The 15,878-nt window shown below is 63.8% G+C and carries 15 protein-coding genes; 14 read left to right on the forward strand and 1 reads right to left on the reverse strand.

The genetic code is table 11. The annotated features are described in order from the left end of the window. Positions 1-83: 83 nt before the first annotated feature. The 4 genes from tgt (at position 84) to secF (ending at position 4,526) form a co-directional block, all read left to right on the forward strand. Positions 84-1,220 (forward strand): tRNA guanosine(34) transglycosylase Tgt, encoded by a 1,137-nt coding sequence (tgt, locus tag R2R70_RS14385; RefSeq protein ID WP_082388822.1) that lies wholly within the window; start codon positions 84-86, stop codon positions 1,218-1,220. 131 nt (positions 1,221-1,351) lie between these two features. Then, positions 1,352-1,687 carry a preprotein translocase subunit YajC gene (yajC, locus tag R2R70_RS14390; RefSeq protein ID WP_043333819.1) on the forward strand — a complete coding sequence of 112 codons (336 nt, stop codon included), beginning with the start codon at positions 1,352-1,354 and terminating at the stop codon, positions 1,685-1,687. A 70-nt stretch (positions 1,688-1,757) separates the two neighbouring features. Further along, entirely contained in the window at positions 1,758-3,608 is a 1,851-nt protein-coding gene (secD, locus tag R2R70_RS14395; RefSeq protein ID WP_054556870.1) for a protein translocase subunit SecD, read from the forward strand. A gap of 12 nt (positions 3,609-3,620) precedes the next feature. Continuing rightward, entirely contained in the window at positions 3,621-4,526 is a 906-nt protein-coding gene (gene secF / locus R2R70_RS14400) for a protein translocase subunit SecF (RefSeq protein WP_410978353.1), read from the forward strand. 127 nt (positions 4,527-4,653) lie between these two features. Here secF and R2R70_RS14405 read toward each other — a convergent pair whose 3' ends face one another. Then, entirely contained in the window at positions 4,654-5,448 is a 795-nt protein-coding gene (locus tag R2R70_RS14405) for an inositol monophosphatase family protein (protein ID WP_043333816.1), read from the reverse strand. Positions 5,449-5,953: 505 nt separating this feature from the next. Here R2R70_RS14405 and R2R70_RS14410 point away from each other — a divergent pair. From R2R70_RS14410 to ispG, 10 genes are all read left to right on the forward strand, one after another. Then, positions 5,954-6,751: an RNA methyltransferase gene (locus R2R70_RS14410; RefSeq protein WP_054556868.1), complete on the forward strand. Its 798-nt coding sequence runs from the start codon at positions 5,954-5,956 to the stop codon at positions 6,749-6,751. Between the two features lie 9 nt (positions 6,752-6,760). Next, positions 6,761-7,714 (forward strand): serine O-acetyltransferase, encoded by a 954-nt coding sequence (gene cysE / locus R2R70_RS14415; RefSeq protein ID WP_410978354.1) that lies wholly within the window; start codon positions 6,761-6,763, stop codon positions 7,712-7,714. A gap of 142 nt (positions 7,715-7,856) precedes the next feature. Beyond that, positions 7,857-8,330 (forward strand): Fe-S cluster assembly transcription factor, encoded by a 474-nt coding sequence (locus R2R70_RS14420; protein ID WP_410978355.1) that lies wholly within the window; start codon positions 7,857-7,859, stop codon positions 8,328-8,330. A 125-nt stretch (positions 8,331-8,455) separates the two neighbouring features. Beyond that, complete coding sequence (locus R2R70_RS14425) at positions 8,456-9,604, forward strand: aminotransferase class V-fold PLP-dependent enzyme (protein WP_410978356.1); 1,149 nt, start codon at positions 8,456-8,458, stop codon at positions 9,602-9,604. A gap of 15 nt (positions 9,605-9,619) precedes the next feature. Next, positions 9,620-9,946 (forward strand): HesB/IscA family protein, encoded by a 327-nt coding sequence (locus tag R2R70_RS14430; RefSeq protein WP_043333813.1) that lies wholly within the window; start codon positions 9,620-9,622, stop codon positions 9,944-9,946. A 297-nt stretch (positions 9,947-10,243) separates the two neighbouring features. Further along, entirely contained in the window at positions 10,244-10,669 is a 426-nt protein-coding gene (ndk, locus tag R2R70_RS14435; RefSeq protein WP_043333812.1) for a nucleoside-diphosphate kinase, read from the forward strand. A gap of 354 nt (positions 10,670-11,023) precedes the next feature. Beyond that, a complete protein-coding gene (gene rlmN, locus R2R70_RS14440; RefSeq protein WP_043333811.1) occupies positions 11,024-12,181 on the forward strand; it encodes a 23S rRNA (adenine(2503)-C(2))-methyltransferase RlmN in 1,158 nt (385 codons plus the stop codon). Positions 12,182-12,339: 158 nt separating this feature from the next. Then, complete coding sequence (pilW, locus tag R2R70_RS14445; RefSeq protein WP_410978357.1) at positions 12,340-13,266, forward strand: type IV pilus biogenesis/stability protein PilW; 927 nt, start codon at positions 12,340-12,342, stop codon at positions 13,264-13,266. 336 nt (positions 13,267-13,602) lie between these two features. Then, positions 13,603-14,646 carry a RodZ domain-containing protein gene (locus R2R70_RS14450; protein WP_410978358.1) on the forward strand — a complete coding sequence of 348 codons (1,044 nt, stop codon included), beginning with the start codon at positions 13,603-13,605 and terminating at the stop codon, positions 14,644-14,646. An 11-nt stretch (positions 14,647-14,657) separates the two neighbouring features. Continuing rightward, positions 14,658-15,773 carry a flavodoxin-dependent (E)-4-hydroxy-3-methylbut-2-enyl-diphosphate synthase gene (ispG, locus tag R2R70_RS14455; RefSeq protein WP_043333809.1) on the forward strand — a complete coding sequence of 372 codons (1,116 nt, stop codon included), beginning with the start codon at positions 14,658-14,660 and terminating at the stop codon, positions 15,771-15,773. Positions 15,774-15,878: the final 105 nt, after the last annotated feature.

The following is a 15,878-nucleotide window of genomic DNA, read 5'->3' on the forward strand; positions in this document are numbered from 1 at the left end:
TAACGCGCCCCGCGCTATGCTGCGGCATAGTGGCATCGACACACCAGCTGCGGCCTGTTTCGCCGCCAAGCAAAGAGAGCACCATGCGTAAAGAATGCTTCATGAGCTTTGAAAAGCTCGCGACCGATGGCCGTGCACGTCGTGGCCGCATGACCTTCCCCCGCGGCACCGTGGAAACCCCGGCCTTCATGCCGGTGGGCACCTACGGCACCGTCAAGGGCATGACGCCGGAGTCCATCAAGGACATCGGCGCCGAGATCATCCTCGGCAACACCTTCCACCTGTGGCTGCGCCCGGGCACGGAAGTCATCGAAGCGCATGGCGATCTGCATGACTTCGCACAGTGGGACAAGCCGATCCTGACCGATTCCGGCGGCTTCCAGGTCTTCTCGCTGGGCAAGACGCGCAAGATCACCGAACAGGGCGTTCACTTCCGCTCACCGGTCGATGGCTCCAAGGTCTTCATGGGCCCGGAAGAATCGATGGCGGTGCAGCGCTCGCTGGGCTCCGACATCGTGATGATCTTCGATGAGTGCACGCCGTACCCGGCCACCCATGATGAAGCGCGCAAGTCGATGGAGATGTCCCTGCGCTGGGCGCAGCGCTCCTACGATGCGCATGGCGACTCGCCGTCGGCGCTGTTCGGCATCATCCAGGGCGGCATGTATCCGGACCTGCGCGAGAAGTCCCTCGAGGGCCTCAAGAAGATAGATTTCGACGGCTACGCCATCGGCGGCCTGTCCGTGGGCGAGCCCAAGGACGAGATGATCAAGGTTCTCGACTACCTCCCCGAGTGGATGCCGGAAGACAAGCCGCGCTATCTGATGGGCGTCGGCAAGCCGGAAGATCTGGTCGAGGGCGTGCGGCGTGGCGTCGACATGTTCGATTGCGTGATGCCGACCCGCAACGCGCGCAACGGCCACCTGTTCACGCCGACGGGCACCGTCAAGATCCGCAACGCCGTCCACAAGCGTGACACCTCACCGCTGGACCCAGACTGCGATTGCTACACCTGCACCAATTTCTCGCGCGGCTATCTGCATCACCTTGATCGCTGTGGGGAAATGCTCGGCTCGATGCTCAACACCATCCACAATCTGCGCTACTACCAGACCGTGATGGCTGGTTTGCGCGGTGCAATTGAAGCGGGTACATTGCAGGACTTCGTGGAACAGTTCTATGCCGCGCGCGGCCTGCCGGTGCCGCCGCTGGCCGACTGATCGAGGCGAATGACGACCGGGGGGCCAAATCCTCCGGTCGTCTTGATATTCGACTCGAGCCAGACGTGAAGAAGAGCCTGAATCACGCTCATTGCATAACAACAGTTCACTCGTAACCTCTGGAGATACACATGCTGGAATTCCTGATTCCTGCCGCACACGCGGAAGCCGAAGCGGCTGTCGCCGGCGGCGGCGCCATCGGCCAGATCGTCATGCTGGTCGGCTTCGTGGTCATTTTCTATTTCCTGCTCTGGCGTCCGCAGTCCAAGCGCGCCAAGGAACACAAGAACCTGATCGGCAATCTGGCCAAGGGTGACGAAGTCGTCATCGGTGGTGGCCTGGTTGGCCGCATCACCAAGGTCAGCGAGCAGTTCATCACCATGGAGCTGAACGAGGGCAACGAAGTCAACGTGCAGAAGTCTGCCGTGGCTGCAGTCCTGCCGAAGGGCACCATCAAGTCCATCTGATCCCTCCTGCTGCCGGCCCCTGTGCCGGCAGCATGCTTTTCTCTCCCGCTCCACCAAGGACAGGGCTGCCATGCTCAACCGCTATCCGCTTTGGAAGTACCTGGTGATCTGCCTGGTACTTGCCGTCGGCGTGATCTACGCATTGCCGAATCTCTACCCCGAAGACCCGGCTGTGCAGATCAGTGCCGCCAGCGGCGCCGAGGCCATCGACCAGCAAGACCTCGATCGCGCCACCAGTGCCCTCGAAAATGCCGGCATCACGCCCAAATCCGGGGAACTCAACGGTTCCACCGGCCTGATTCGCCTTACCAGCAACGACCAGCAGCTGCGCGCCAAGGAACTGATCAGCGAGACGCTCGGCGATGACGCCATCGTCGCGCTGAACCTGGCCGACGCCACGCCGTCGTGGCTGGCCAGCCTCGGTGCCTCACCGATGAAGCTGGGCCTTGACCTGCGTGGCGGTGTCCACTTCCAGCTGGAAGTCGACATGGACGCCGCGGTCAAGCAGCGCCTGGAAGTCAACGCCAGCGCCATCAAGGAAACCCTGCGCGAGGAGCGTATCCGCTACCGCGGCAGCGAAGTCGACGACGGTACCCTGAGCCTGACGTTCTCCGATGAGGAAGACCGTTCGAAGGCGCGCTCACTGATCTCGCGCGACTTCCAGAACTTCGAATACGACGAGCGCGATGTCGAGCGTGGGGCCGTACTGGACCTCACCCTGACCGCCGCCGCCGTCAAGGAGATTCAGGATTACGCGGTCAATCAGAACCTGACCACGATCCGCAATCGCGTCAACGAGCTGGGCGTGTCCGAGCCGCTGGTTCAGCGCCAGGGCCCGAACCGCATCGTGGTCGAGCTGCCGGGCGTGCAGGACACGGCCGCCGCCAAGCGCGTACTGGGTGCCACCGCCAACCTCGAATTCCGTCTGGAAGCGGCCAGCGACACGCCGGCCAGCGAGATGGAGAGCTTCGCGTTCCGCAACCAGCCGAGCCGCACCGCCAACATCATGAAGGACGTGATCATCAGCGGTGACAGCGTCTCCAGCGCCAGCACCAGCTTCGATGAAAGCGGCCGTCCGCAGGTCAACATCAACCTGGACGGAACCGGTGGCTCGATCATGAACCGCGTCACGCGTGCCGCGATCGGCCGCAACATGGCGGTGCTGTTCATCGAGCACAAGACCCGCACGCGCACCGTGATGGAAGACGGCGAGAAGGTCGAGAAGCGCATCCCATACACCGAGAAGGGGCTGATCAGCCTGGCGACGATCCAGAGTGCACTGGGCAACAGCTTCCGCATCACTGGCCTCGACTCGCCGACGGAAGCCAAGGAGCTGTCACTGCTGCTGCGTTCCGGCTCACTGGCCGCGCCGATCTACTTCGTGCAGGAACGCACCATCGGCCCGAGCCTCGGTGCCGAGAACATCTCGCGCGGCATCCTGTCCGTCGAGCTGGGCCTGCTGCTGGTCGTGCTGTTCATGCTGGCGCGCTACAAGGCCTTCGGTGTCGTCGCCAACGTGGCCCTGACCGCCAACCTGGCGATCCTGATTGCCGCGATGTCGATGCTGGGCGCCACCCTGACCCTGCCGGGTATCGCCGGTATCGTGCTGACGCTGGGCATGGCGGTGGATGCCAACGTGCTGATCTTCGAGCGTATCCGCGAGGAAATGCGCTCCAAGATGCCGCTGCACCAGGCCGTGCATACCGGCTTCGAGCGCGCCTTCACCTCCATCGTCGATGCCAACATCACCACCCTGCTGGTCGCGGTGATCCTGTTCTCCATCGGCAGTGGCCCGGTCAAGGGCTTCGCGGTGACGCTGTCCATCGGCATCCTGACGTCGATGTTCACGGCGATCATGGTCTCGCGCGGCATCATCAATCTTGCCATTGGCGGCAAGACACTCAAGAAACTCTGGATCTGAGGGGCCATCGTGATGCGACAGTTTGACTTCATGAGCAAGCGGCGCGCGGCCTTCATCGTCTCCATCGTGCTGACGATCGTGGCCATTGGCGCCCTTGTGATTCATGGCCTGAACCTGGGCCTCGACTTTACCGGCGGCACCCTGGTGGAAATGAAATACCAGGCGGCACCGGCGCTGGACAGCGTGCGCCAGACACTCGAAGCCGCCGGGTACAAGGATGTCTCGGTCCAGACCTTCGGTGCCAGCAACGAGATTCTGGTGCGTCTGCAGCAGAGCTTCGAAGCCGGCATCGGCAATGACATCGTGGCGCATCTGCAGGCCACCGGTGACAGCGTCAACCTGATCCGCGCCGAGTTCGTCGGTGCTCAGGTCGGCGATCAGCTGCGTGACCAGTCCGGTCTCGGCATGCTGCTCGCCCTGGCCGTGGTGATGGTCTACGTGGCCTTCCGCTTCCAGTACAAGTTCGCCCTCGGCGCACTCATCTCGCTGGGTCACGACGTCATCATCCTGCTGGGCATCTTCGCCCTGTTCGGACTCGACTTCGACCTGACGGTACTGGCCGCGGTGCTGGCCGTGATCGGCTACTCATTGAACGACACCATCATCGTCTACGACCGCATTCGCGAGAACATCCGCAAATCGCGTACCGATGACATGCCGTCGATCTTCAATGACGCCATCAACGCGACGCTGTCACGCACGCTGTCCACCTCCGGCACCACCTTGCTGGTGTTGCTGGCGCTGTACTTCCTCGGCGGTGACATGATCCACAACTTCGCCATCGCACTGATCATCGGCGTGGTCGCGGGGACCTTCTCGTCCATCTACGTGGCAGCGGCGCTGTTGCTGGTGGTCGGCCTGAAGCGTGTGGATCTGATCCCCCCGCCCAAGGAGCAGTTCGAGGACGGCGCGCCGTAAGCGCCTCCGCTCGTTAAGCCCGGCACGGATCGCCAGGCACAAAAAAACCCCACCTCATGCGAGGTGGGGTTTTTTTCGTTCTCCAGACGGCCCCGAGGGCTGTCAGGTCACGTCATCTTGCAGGGTCTTACAGGTGCGGCTGCATGGTCTGCGCCAGCGCCTTGTACAGACGCGCGCCAGCGGCCATCAGGGTGCCTTCGGCAACCACGACCGGCGTGCCGTCGGCACTGCCTGCCAGCGCGCCACATTCCTTCAGGAACAGGCTGACGATCTCGCTGTCACCGGCATCCAGACCCAGCACATAGACGGCATCGACGCGGCCGGAGGCCAGCTCGAGCACGTCCAGCAGCGCACAGCCGCTGGTGCGCAGCATCTCGACCTGCGGGCCGACCTGCTGAACGATGGAGAGGTAGGTCGGCAGGTGACGCGGACGCTGCCAGCTTTCCGGCAGGCCCATCGCCAGACGCGCACCTTCGATGGAGGTGGCGTTGGTCACGCGGATACGGTGACCGGAGTGCTGGGCGCCACGACCGCGGCTGACGATGTACTCTTCGTCAGTGAACGGCGCGATGACCACGGCGTGCTCGGCACGGCCCTTGAACAGGCAGACCACGGACAGCGCGAAGCCGGAGGCCGCGGATGCCAGGTTGGAGTAACCGTGCACCGGCTCGATGCGCCAGTGGTAGTCAGAGCCCTGACCTTCACCATCGCGATGGTCGGTATAACGGCCGGAGAGACCGTGTTGCGGATAACCGCGCTCCAGCTGACGCACGATGTGCGCTTCGGCGCGACGTGCAGTGTCTGCAATGAAGGTGTCGAGATCGTTGTCGCCACGGGCGACTTCGATACGTTCACGAGCACGGACGAACTGCTCTGCGGCACCGCGTGCAGCACGCAGCGCAAATTGGACCATCGGATGCATGATCAAGGCCTTGACGAGTCGGGAGCTGTTAAAGAACGGGTGCCACGGCGCGTGAGACATCAACGCGGCGCAACACGGATCGAGCGAAACTGGGTGCAATCAGATCAGGCGGTCATGTAGCCCGTACAGGAATCCTGATACGGCGCGGGGCGCGCTGCATAGTGCAATGTATGCAGGCTGCCAGCCGCCACAGCACGCGGCGCCAGCGAGGGCGAACACATGTTGCGACATGACGGGACGGCGTAGTCTATCAGAGCTCGGCTCGAGCTGCCATTGCCTGCGACCACCCTCTGCCTGCGCGTCGCGTCCTTGCGCCCTGCCCGCGCGCGCCTCCCTCGGGCCGCTCTTGCCCTCAACACCGGCGGGAAACTGCTCCCTGACGCGGCTTCATGCTAGGATATCGGGTCCTGACGCGCGATTTATCGCTGAGTCTGCGTATGCGGATCACGCACTGCGCCAGCCGCGTCAGCCGACCCGCCCTTCAATTGCTATCCTGGAAGTCCTCATGCTTGAACGTCTGCGCATTGTCCTGATTGGCACTAGCCATCCCGGCAACATTGGTGGTGCAGCCCGCGCCATGCTCAATATGGGCCTGGCCGATCTCGCACTGGTCGCGCCGCGATGTCAGGTGCAATGCCAGGAATCCGCCTCACGCGCCTCGGGTGCCGATGCACTTGTCGCCAGCGCCTCGGTGCACGAGACGCTGGAAGAGGCCGTGGCGGATTGCAGTCTGGTGGTCGGCTGCAGCGCACGCTCGCGCAACCTGCCGTGGCCGATGATCACGCCGCGCGCCTTCGGTGCCACCCTGGCCGATGAAGCCCGCCTGCCGGATGCCCGTGTGGCCATCGTCTTCGGCCGTGAGGATTCCGGGCTCTCCAATGAAGAACTGCAGCGCTGCCACCGTCACGTGCACATCCCGACCAACCCGGATTTCAGCTCGCTGAATCTGGCCGCGGCGGTGCAGGTGCTGGCCTATGAGTGCCGCCAGGCGTGGCTGGCCGACCAGGAAGCCGCCGGCGAGACGCCGCGTGCCGAGGATGACCAGCCGTTCGGTATCGACTGGGACAGCCCGCTGGCCAGCCATGCCGACCTCGAGCGCCTGTTCGAGCATCTCGAGAAGACACTGATCAGCGTCGACTTCCTCGATCCGGAACAGCCGCGCCAGCTGATGGCACGCCTGCGTCGCCTCTATCTGCGCGCGCGTCCGGACAGCATGGAAATCAACATTCTGCGCGGCATTCTTTCCGCGGTGGACAAGCAGGTTCGCCTGGCACAAGCCGACACGGCCAACCGCACTTCCTGAGGACACGCCATGTTCACTCGACTGCGTGAAGACATCGATAGCGTGTTTGCCCGTGACCCGGCGGCGCGCAACTTCTTTGAAGTCCTGACCAACTATCCGGGCCTGCATGCGCTGGTGGCCCATCGCATCAATCACTGGCTATGGCGCCACAACGCCAAATGGCTGGCGCGCACCGGCTCGACCCTGATGCGCTGGCTGACCGGCATCGAGATCCACCCGGGTGCCACCATCGGTCGGCGCTTCTTCATCGACCACGGCATGGGCGTCGTGATCGGCGAGACCGCCCTGATCGGCGATGACGTGACCCTCTATCACGGCGTCACTCTCGGCGGCACCACCTGGAACGCCGGCAAGCGCCACCCGACCCTCGGCGATGGTGTCATCGTCGGTGCCGGCGCCAAGATTCTCGGCCCGTTCACCGTCGGTGCCGGCGCCAAGGTCGGCTCCAATGCCGTGGTCACGCGTGAAGTGCCTGCCGGCGCCACCGTCGTCGGCATTCCCGGCAAGATCGTCAAACGTGCCGAGCCGGATGTGGCGGAGGAGCCGTCAGTCGACCCGGAAAGCCGCGAGGCCATGAAGGAGAAGTTCGGCTTCGATGCCTACGGCATGGGCCAGGACATGCCCGATCCGGTCGCGCGCTCCATGCACGCGATGCTCGATCACATGCATGCCGTGGACAAGCGCATCGAACAGATGTGCGGCACGCTGCGCAAGCTGGATGCCAGCTATCGCGCCGGGCGCCTGCCGGAGCTCGATGACGCTGACTTTGCCCAGCTGATCGATGAACTGGGGCCCTGCGGTGGCGAGACCACCGTCGCTGACGTGGCCGCAGCCCAGGGCAGCACCTCGCCCAAGGCCGGGGGCGCTGCGTCCAGCGCATCGCAGGGCACTGCCCCGGCTGAGCAGCCGCCGACCGAGCAGGCAAGCGATACGCAGGAGCCTGCTGAACGTCAGCATGGCTAAAGTTGACCAATTCAGTCGGGATTGACCCCGCCAGACCACCCCACCATAATGGGGCGCATTGATACGCCGTCTCGCCAGAGGCGGCGACTACGCCCGGCCTCGTCCTCAACGTCGCAGGCTCCATCTGCTCACGGACTCTGTCATGCGCCTGACCACCAAGGGACGCTACGCCGTCACCGCGATGCTCGATCTGGCCCTGCATGCCAGTTGCGGCCCGACCTGTCTGGCCGATATTTCCGTACGCCAGGGCATCTCGCTGTCGTATCTGGAGCAACTGTTTGCGCGTCTGCGGCGTGCAGGACTGGTCAAGAGCGTGCGTGGCCCCGGTGGCGGTTACCTGCTGGATACCGAACTCGAGACCACCTCGGTGGCGTGCATCATCGACGCCGTCAACGAGTCAGTCGATGCCACACGCTGTCAGGGAATGTCGGACTGTCAAGCCGGTGACACCTGCCTGACGCACCATCTGTGGTGTGATCTGTCCGACGAGATCCACGGCTTTCTCGACGGCATCAGCCTGGCCGACCTGGTCGCGCGCGAAGAGATTCGCCAGATCGCCAGTCGTCAGCGCAAGGCGTGCGAGCCGATACCGATCACCGTCATGCAAGGCAGCTGAGCGGCGTTTGCCAGCCAGGCTGAGCACGGCCAGACGACACGATGCTCGCCGCGCCCCGTCACCCTCGAGATCGCCTTCATCACGTTCATCGTCATCACTGTCTGTCGTGTCTTCAGGAAGTCACCATGTCCCAGCCGATCTACCTTGACTATGCCGCCACCACGCCCGTCGACCCACGCGTCGCCGAGCTGATGATGCGTCACCTGACGCAGGACGGCACCTTCGCCAATCCGGCCTCGCGCAGTCACATGCCGGGCTGGCTGGCCGAGCAGGCCGTCGAGGGCGCACGTCGTCAGGTCGCCGAGCTGATCGGTGCCGACCCGCGCGAGATCGTCTGGACCAGCGGTGCCACCGAAGCCGACAACCTGGCGCTGACCGGCTACATGCGCGCCAATGCCGCGCGTGGCCGCCATCTGATCACCTCGACCATCGAGCACAAGGCGATTCTGGATACCGCCAGTGCGCTGGAAGCGGAAGGCTTCGAGGTCACGCGCATCGCGCCGCAGCCTGACGGCCGCATCAGCCCGGACAGCCTGCGCGACGCCCTGCGCAGCGACACCATCCTGGTATCGCTGATGGCGGTGAACAACGAGCTGGGCAGCCTGAATGACCTGGATGCGCTGGGCGACATCGCCCACTCGCATGGCGCGGCCTTCCATGTCGATGCCGCCCAGGCCCCCGGTAAGGTGCAGATCGATGTCAGCCGTCAGCCCATCGACCTGCTGTCGCTGTCCGCCCACAAGGCCTACGGCCCCAAGGGCATCGGCGCGCTGTACGTGCGTCGCCAGCCGCAGATCAAGGTCGATGCCCTGATCCACGGCGGTGGTCATGAGCGCGGCATGCGTTCCGGCACCTTGCCGACCCATCAGATCGTCGGCATGGGCGAGGCCTACCGCCTGAGCGCCGAGCAGTTCGACGCCGATCACCAGCACCTCGTCGCGCTGCGTGATCAGTTCGTCGCCGGGCTTGCCGGCCTTGAAGGCGTGCACTTCAATACCGATATAGAGGTCAGCGCGCCCAACATCGTCAATCTCGCCTTCGAGGGCGTGGATGGCGAGGCGATGCTGATGGCGCTGCGCGGCATCGCGATTTCCACCGGCTCGGCCTGCAATTCCGCCAGTGTCGAACCGTCGTTCGTCCTCACCGGCATCGGGGTGCCCCGTCCGCTGGCGCTGGCATCACTGCGCTTCAGCTTCGGTCGTTTCACCACCGCTGCCGACATCGAATCCGCGCTCGGCGAACTCAGGCATGCCCTGACGTCGCTGCGCGCCTGACCCGGGAGACTACTCATGGCACATCTGTCGATTTCCTCCTCCGCCGCCGACCAGATCCGCGTCGTGCTGGCCGAGCGCGGCCACGGCCTTGGCCTGCGTGTCTCGGTCAAGCCCAGCGGCTGCTCCGGCTACAGCTACGTGCTCGACTTCGCTGACGAGGTCAACGAGGAAGACGCCGTCTTCGTCGATCACGGCGCTACCGTCTATGTCGACACCGAAGCCCTCACCGTGCTCGACGGCTCCGAGGTGGACTACGTCAAGGACGGCCTGAACCGCTACTTCCGCTTCAACAACCCCAACGTCAAGGACGAGTGTGGTTGTGGCGAGAGCTTCAGCGTCTAGGCCAGGCTTCAGCGTGTAGACCAGGCTTCAGCGTCTGAGACTGGCTTCAGCTTGTAAATAGAGCTTCAGCGTCCAGGCTAGACTCAACGTCCGAGCCGACCCTCAGCGCCTCGCCAGCCCATGCCGACGAGGCGCTTGCCATCTGTGCGTCATGCGACTCAGGCATGATGGATGCAGCCGGTGGCACTTGCCGCTATAATGCCGCCCACTTTTGTCGCGCGCATGCCGACAGAGCCCGTTTTCCGCCGTTCGGCATCTGCCGTGCGGCTCTTCAAAGCTTGTCTCAGGAGATTCACCATGACTCAGCGTACTCTGTCCATCATCAAGCCGGATGCCGTTGCCAAGAACGTGATCGGCGAAATCTACTCTCGCTTCGAGAAGGCCGGTCTGCAGATCGTCGCTTCCAAGATGGTTCACCTGTCCAAGGAACAGGCCGAAGGCTTCTACGCTGAGCACAGCGAACGTGGCTTCTTCGGTGAGCTGGTCGGCTTCATGACTTCCGGCCCGGTCATGATCCAGGTGCTGGAAGGCGAAGACGCCATCACCAAGAACCGCGACCTGATGGGCGCTACCAACCCGAAGGAAGCAGAAGCCGGCACCATCCGTGCAGACTTCGCCACTTCCATCGACGCCAACGCCGTTCACGGTTCTGACGCGCCGGAATCTGCTGCTCGCGAAATCGCCTACTTCTTCGGCGACAACGAAATCTGCCCGCGCGGTTGATTTCGCCTTGTACGACTGAGAAGCCCGGCCCTTCGGGGCACGCGTCTCCCAGCCGTGCATGACACGACGGCCCTGCCTGCGAGGCGGGGCCGTCGTGGTATCGGACGTGCTGAAGCGTCGCGCGACAGCATGCACCCCCTGAAGCAGATTCGACGCTTGAGCAGGTCCGATACGCTTTTCTGAAAGCCGCTGCAGCGCCCTCTCCCCACGCCATGTGACGCCCACGCGCACTGCGCTGATGATGAGAGCCTCTTGAGGTCTGCGAACCATCGCCACCTCCGCTGACAGCGTCGCCCTGCAGACGTCTATCCTTTGTGTGACGCCTGCCCATCCCTGACACGACCGGCCCATACCATGACTGATACCACTGCAACTGCCACCGATGCCGCGGCCCCTGCCGCCGTCAAGCTCACCAACCTGCTGGGCCTGCCGCGCCCGGCGATGGAAGCCTTCTTCGAAAGCATCGGCGAGAAGAAATTCCGCGCCACCCAGGTGATGAAATGGATTCACCAGGAAGGCGTCGACAGCTTCGACGAGATGACCAACCTCGCCAAGCCGCTGCGCGAACGCCTCAAGCAGGTCGCCGAGATCCGTGCGCCGGGCATCGTCTATGAAGGCGAGTCCAAGGACGGCACCCGCAAGTGGGTGCTGGAAGTCAGCGATGGCAGCTATGTCGAGACCGTGCTGATCCCGTCCGAGAACGGCAACCGTCGCACCCTGTGCGTGTCTTCCCAGGTCGGTTGCTCGCTGGACTGCAGCTTCTGCTCCACCGGCAAGCAGGGCTTCGAGCGTGACCTGACCGCCGCCGAGATCATCGGCCAGGTGTGGGTCGCCACCCGCGGCGCCGAAGACCGCAAGGACACCCGCAAGCGTCCGGTCACCAACGTGGTGATGATGGGCATGGGCGAGCCGCTGATGAACTACGACAACGTCGTGCCGGCGATGAAGCTGATGCTGGACGACAACGCCTATGGCCTGTCCAAGCGTCGCGTCACTCTCTCCACCTCCGGTGTGGTGCCCAAGCTGGACCAGCTCGGTGACGAGATGGACGTCAGCCTGGCGATCTCGCTGCACGCGGCCAACGATGAACTGCGCAACGTGCTGGTGCCGATCAACCGCAAGTGGAACATCCGCGCGCTGCTCGACTCCTGCCATCGCTACCTGGCCAAGTGTGACGACGCGCGTATCGTCACCATCGAGTACACCCTGATCAAGGACGTCAACGACCAGATCCAGCACGCCGAGGAACTGGCCGCGCTGCTCGACGAGCTGCCGTGCAAGATCAACCTGATCCCGTTCAACCCGTTCCCGCATTCCGGTTACGAGAAGCCGTCACGCAACCAGGTGATGCGCTTCCAGCAGCGTCTCTATGAGCTGGGCTACACCGCACCGGTGCGCGCGACCCGTGGCGATGACATCGACGCCGCCTGTGGCCAGCTGGTCGGTCAGGTCAAGGACCGCACCCGTCGCGCCGAGCGTTACATCAACGCCATCCAGCTCGACGCCGACTGAGCGGCTGCCAGCCCTGACCTGACGCTATCGCCATAGCCATGCGCCGCCCTGCCACCTTGACTTGTGGTAGGTGCGGCGCTTTGATGGGGGCGCTTTTGTTGCCTGCCGCGACCCTCGCCCGCAGGCACATCATGAGCCTTCATTCACGCGAGGATTGCATGCCGAGTCGTCTGCCCCGTCATCGCACCAATGAGCATGACCCTGTCGCCCATCACTCTGTCGCACAGGGCACTGTCGCACAGGGCACTGTCGCCCATGGCACTGTCGCACAGGGCCCCTGCCAGCATGATTCCCACACCCGCACCGCTGCTCGCGGCATCACTCGCCGCACCAGAGCCCTGCTGCTGTGCCTCGGATTTGCCGGCCTGACCCTCGCAGGCTGCGCGACACGCGTGGAAACCAACGACCCCTACGCCCCGCCGGATGACAACAAGGCCTCGAACGCCTACGTGGAACTCGGAGAGGCCTATCTGGGTCGTAATCAGCTGCAACGTGCCGACAGCGCCTTCCAGAAGGCACTCAAGCTGCAGAGCAGCAATGCCGAGGCCAAGGCCGGGCTGGCGATGATCTATCAGCGCCAGGGTGAGAACGTGCTCGCCGATGACTATTTCAATCAGGCCATTTCCAGCGATCCGTCCTTTACCCGTGCGCGCAACAACTACGCGGCCTTTCTCTACTCTCGCGGTGAATACGTCGAGGCCTGTCGGCAGCTCGAGATCGCGGCGGAAGACCTGACCTACGACAATCGTGGCCAGCTCTATACCAATCTGGGCCGCTGTCAGTTGCAGCTGGGCAAGACCAGCGAGGCCGCGAAGAGTTTCGAGCGTGCCGTCAAGATCAACCCGCGTGAGTCAGAGGCCTGGTTGGCGGTGGCACGCATGTCACATGACGCCGGCGACAATGACGCCGCCCAGTCGGCGCTGAGCCGCTACTTCCGCCTGGCAGGTACCGATAGCGACAGTCTCGCCCTGGCCGTCGATGTGGCCACGGCTCGCGGCGACAGTCGTCTGGCTGATCTCTACAGCCGCCAGCTGGAGCAGGTCATGACACGGGAATCCGGTCGCGCGGTGATTCGCACTCCCTGAGCGAGGCGCAACGACGCCTCTGATGGTGCCACCTCATGGGCGGGGTCGCTGCAAGCAGGACCGAGAAGACCGAAATGCCGGTGAAAATCTCGGCGCGGGCTTGGTATAGTGCCGACGCGGACGAACGTGTGTTCGTGCGCATCGATTGGCATGGGGGTCATCGCTTTTCACGCTGCTCACTCGCATGATGATCAACGAGTCGTGCAGCACCCGGCCAATCGCGCGACAGCATCAGTCAGCATGCTCCAGCATCAGTGTCAGGAGCAGTTTCCCGCAGTACCGGAAGAGCGCCCGGATGTGCGTTCGGTAGACAGTTTTTCCTTACAAGGATGCGCCATGAGCGAACATCAACCCGCCCCTGATCAGCACGCCAGTGATGCACTGCCTGGCACGCGCCTCAAGCTGGAGCGCGAGCATCAGGGGTTGTCGCGTGATGAGGTGGCGACACAGCTCAACCTGCGCCCCAGCCTGGTCGATGACCTGGAACGCGACCACTACGACCAGATTCCCATCGCCGCGTACCGTCGCGGCTATCTGCGTGCCTATGCCCGCCTGCTGGGCATGGACGAGAAGGCGATCGTCGGGCAGTACAATGCCCAGTTCGGCACCACCGAAGCCGAGCGCTACACCCCCAGTTCCACGCCGTCGGTGCGCCCGCCGGGCAAGATGGGCAAGTACCTGTTTCGACTCGTCAGCCTGCTGGTCATCGCCGGTCTGATCGGTCTCAGCTACGTGTGGTGGCAGAGTGGCGACTATGGCCGCACCTCGCCGGCGGAAACCTCCGCCCTCGAAGGCGGCAGCGATGCGGACAACGCCGCACCGGTCGTGAACGCCGATGGCTCCATCGAGCTTTCGCTCTCACAGTCCTCTGCCAGTGAAGCGGCGCCGTCCTCCACTGCTACCGCCACCGGTGATGCGTCTGCCGTCGAGGCAGCAGCCTCGTCCGAGGCGACAGCGCAAAGTGCTGACGCGCTCGATACAGGCGCGACCGCGGCCGCGCCGGGCGCTGCAGAGGCTGGCACGTCAGCGTCTGGCGCTGCCACGGATAGCGCCGCTGCCACTGACGTGAGTGCTGTCGCCGATGCCAGTGCCGACACCACACAAGAGAGCGCAGCAGAAGAAGCTGCGCCGGCGGCAGACCCGCGCAAGCTCGAATTGACGTTCAACATCAATTCCTGGACCGACATTCGTGATGCCGATGGCAAGCGCCTGCTGCGCGGCAACAACGAGGCCGGCACCAGCACGACGCTGGAAGGCAAGCCGCCCTTCACGCTGACCATCGGCAATGCCTCTGGCGTCGAATTGCGTTACATGAATGAAGCGGTCGACCTCACGCGCGTCACGCGCGGCAGTGTCGCCAAACTTACCCTCGGTGAATGATCCGGAATCCCATGCATAGTCACTCCCCCATCAAGCGCCGCGTCTCGCGCAAGATTCATGTCGGCAATGTGGCCGTCGGCGGCGATGCACCGATTTCCGTGCAGAGCATGACCAACACCGACACCAACGATGTCGCCGCCACCGTCGCGCAGATCAAGCGCCTCGAGGATGCCGGTGCCGATATCGTGCGTGTCAGCGTGCCGGACATGGATGCCGCCGAAGCCTTCGGCCGCATCAAGCAGCAGAGCAACATCCCGCTGGTCGCCGATATCCACTTCGACTACAAGATCGCCCTGCGTGTGGCGGAACTTGGCGTCGACTGCCTGCGCATCAACCCGGGCAACATCGGTCGTGAAGACCGCGTGCGCGCCGTGGTCAGCGCCGCCCGCGACAACGGCATCCCGATCCGCATCGGCGTCAACGCAGGCTCGCTGGAAAAGGACCTGCAGAAGAAATACGGCGAACCGACGCCGGCGGCGCTGGTCGAATCTGCCATGCGTCACATCGACCATCTGGATCGCCTCGACTTCCAGGACTTCAAGGTCAGCGTCAAGGCCAGCGACGTGTTCATGGCCGTCGCCGCCTATCGTGACCTGGCAGCGCGCATCGAACAGCCGCTGCACCTGGGCATCACCGAAGCGGGCGGCCTGCGCTCGGGCACCGTCAAGTCTTCCATCGGCCTGGGCATGCTGCTGATGGACGGCATCGGTGACACCATCCGCGTGTCGCTGGCAGCGGACCCGGTCGAGGAGATCAAGGTCGGCTTCGACATGCTCAAGAGCCTCAAGCTGCGCGCCAAGGGCATCAACTTCATTGCCTGTCCCAGCTGCTCGCGTCAGAATTTCGACGTCATCAAGACCATGAACGAGCTGGAGACACGTCTTGAAGACGTGATGACGCCGCTGAACGTCTCGGTCATCGGCTGTGTCGTCAATGGCCCCGGCGAAGCCAAGGAGACCGATGTCGGTCTGACCGGCGGCAGCCCCGCCAACCTGGTCTACCTGGACGGCAAGCCGGCCAGCAAGTTGACCAATGACACCCTGGTTGACGATCTTGAGCGACTCATCCGTGACAAAGTCGCGGAAAAAGAGGCCCGTGAGGCCGACACTATCATCCGCCAGAGCTGAGCTTGTCTCGGCTGGCTTGCGCGTCGTGATTGACGCGCCTTCGTCTCCCCACCCGCCTGCATGACCTCATGCGAGCGCCGTGGGGAGACGCGCAAGGATTCAGGA

The organism is Cobetia sp. SIMBA_158 (assembly GCF_046566945.1).
In the GTDB taxonomy this organism is placed as follows: domain Bacteria; phylum Pseudomonadota; class Gammaproteobacteria; order Pseudomonadales; family Halomonadaceae; genus Cobetia; species Cobetia amphilecti.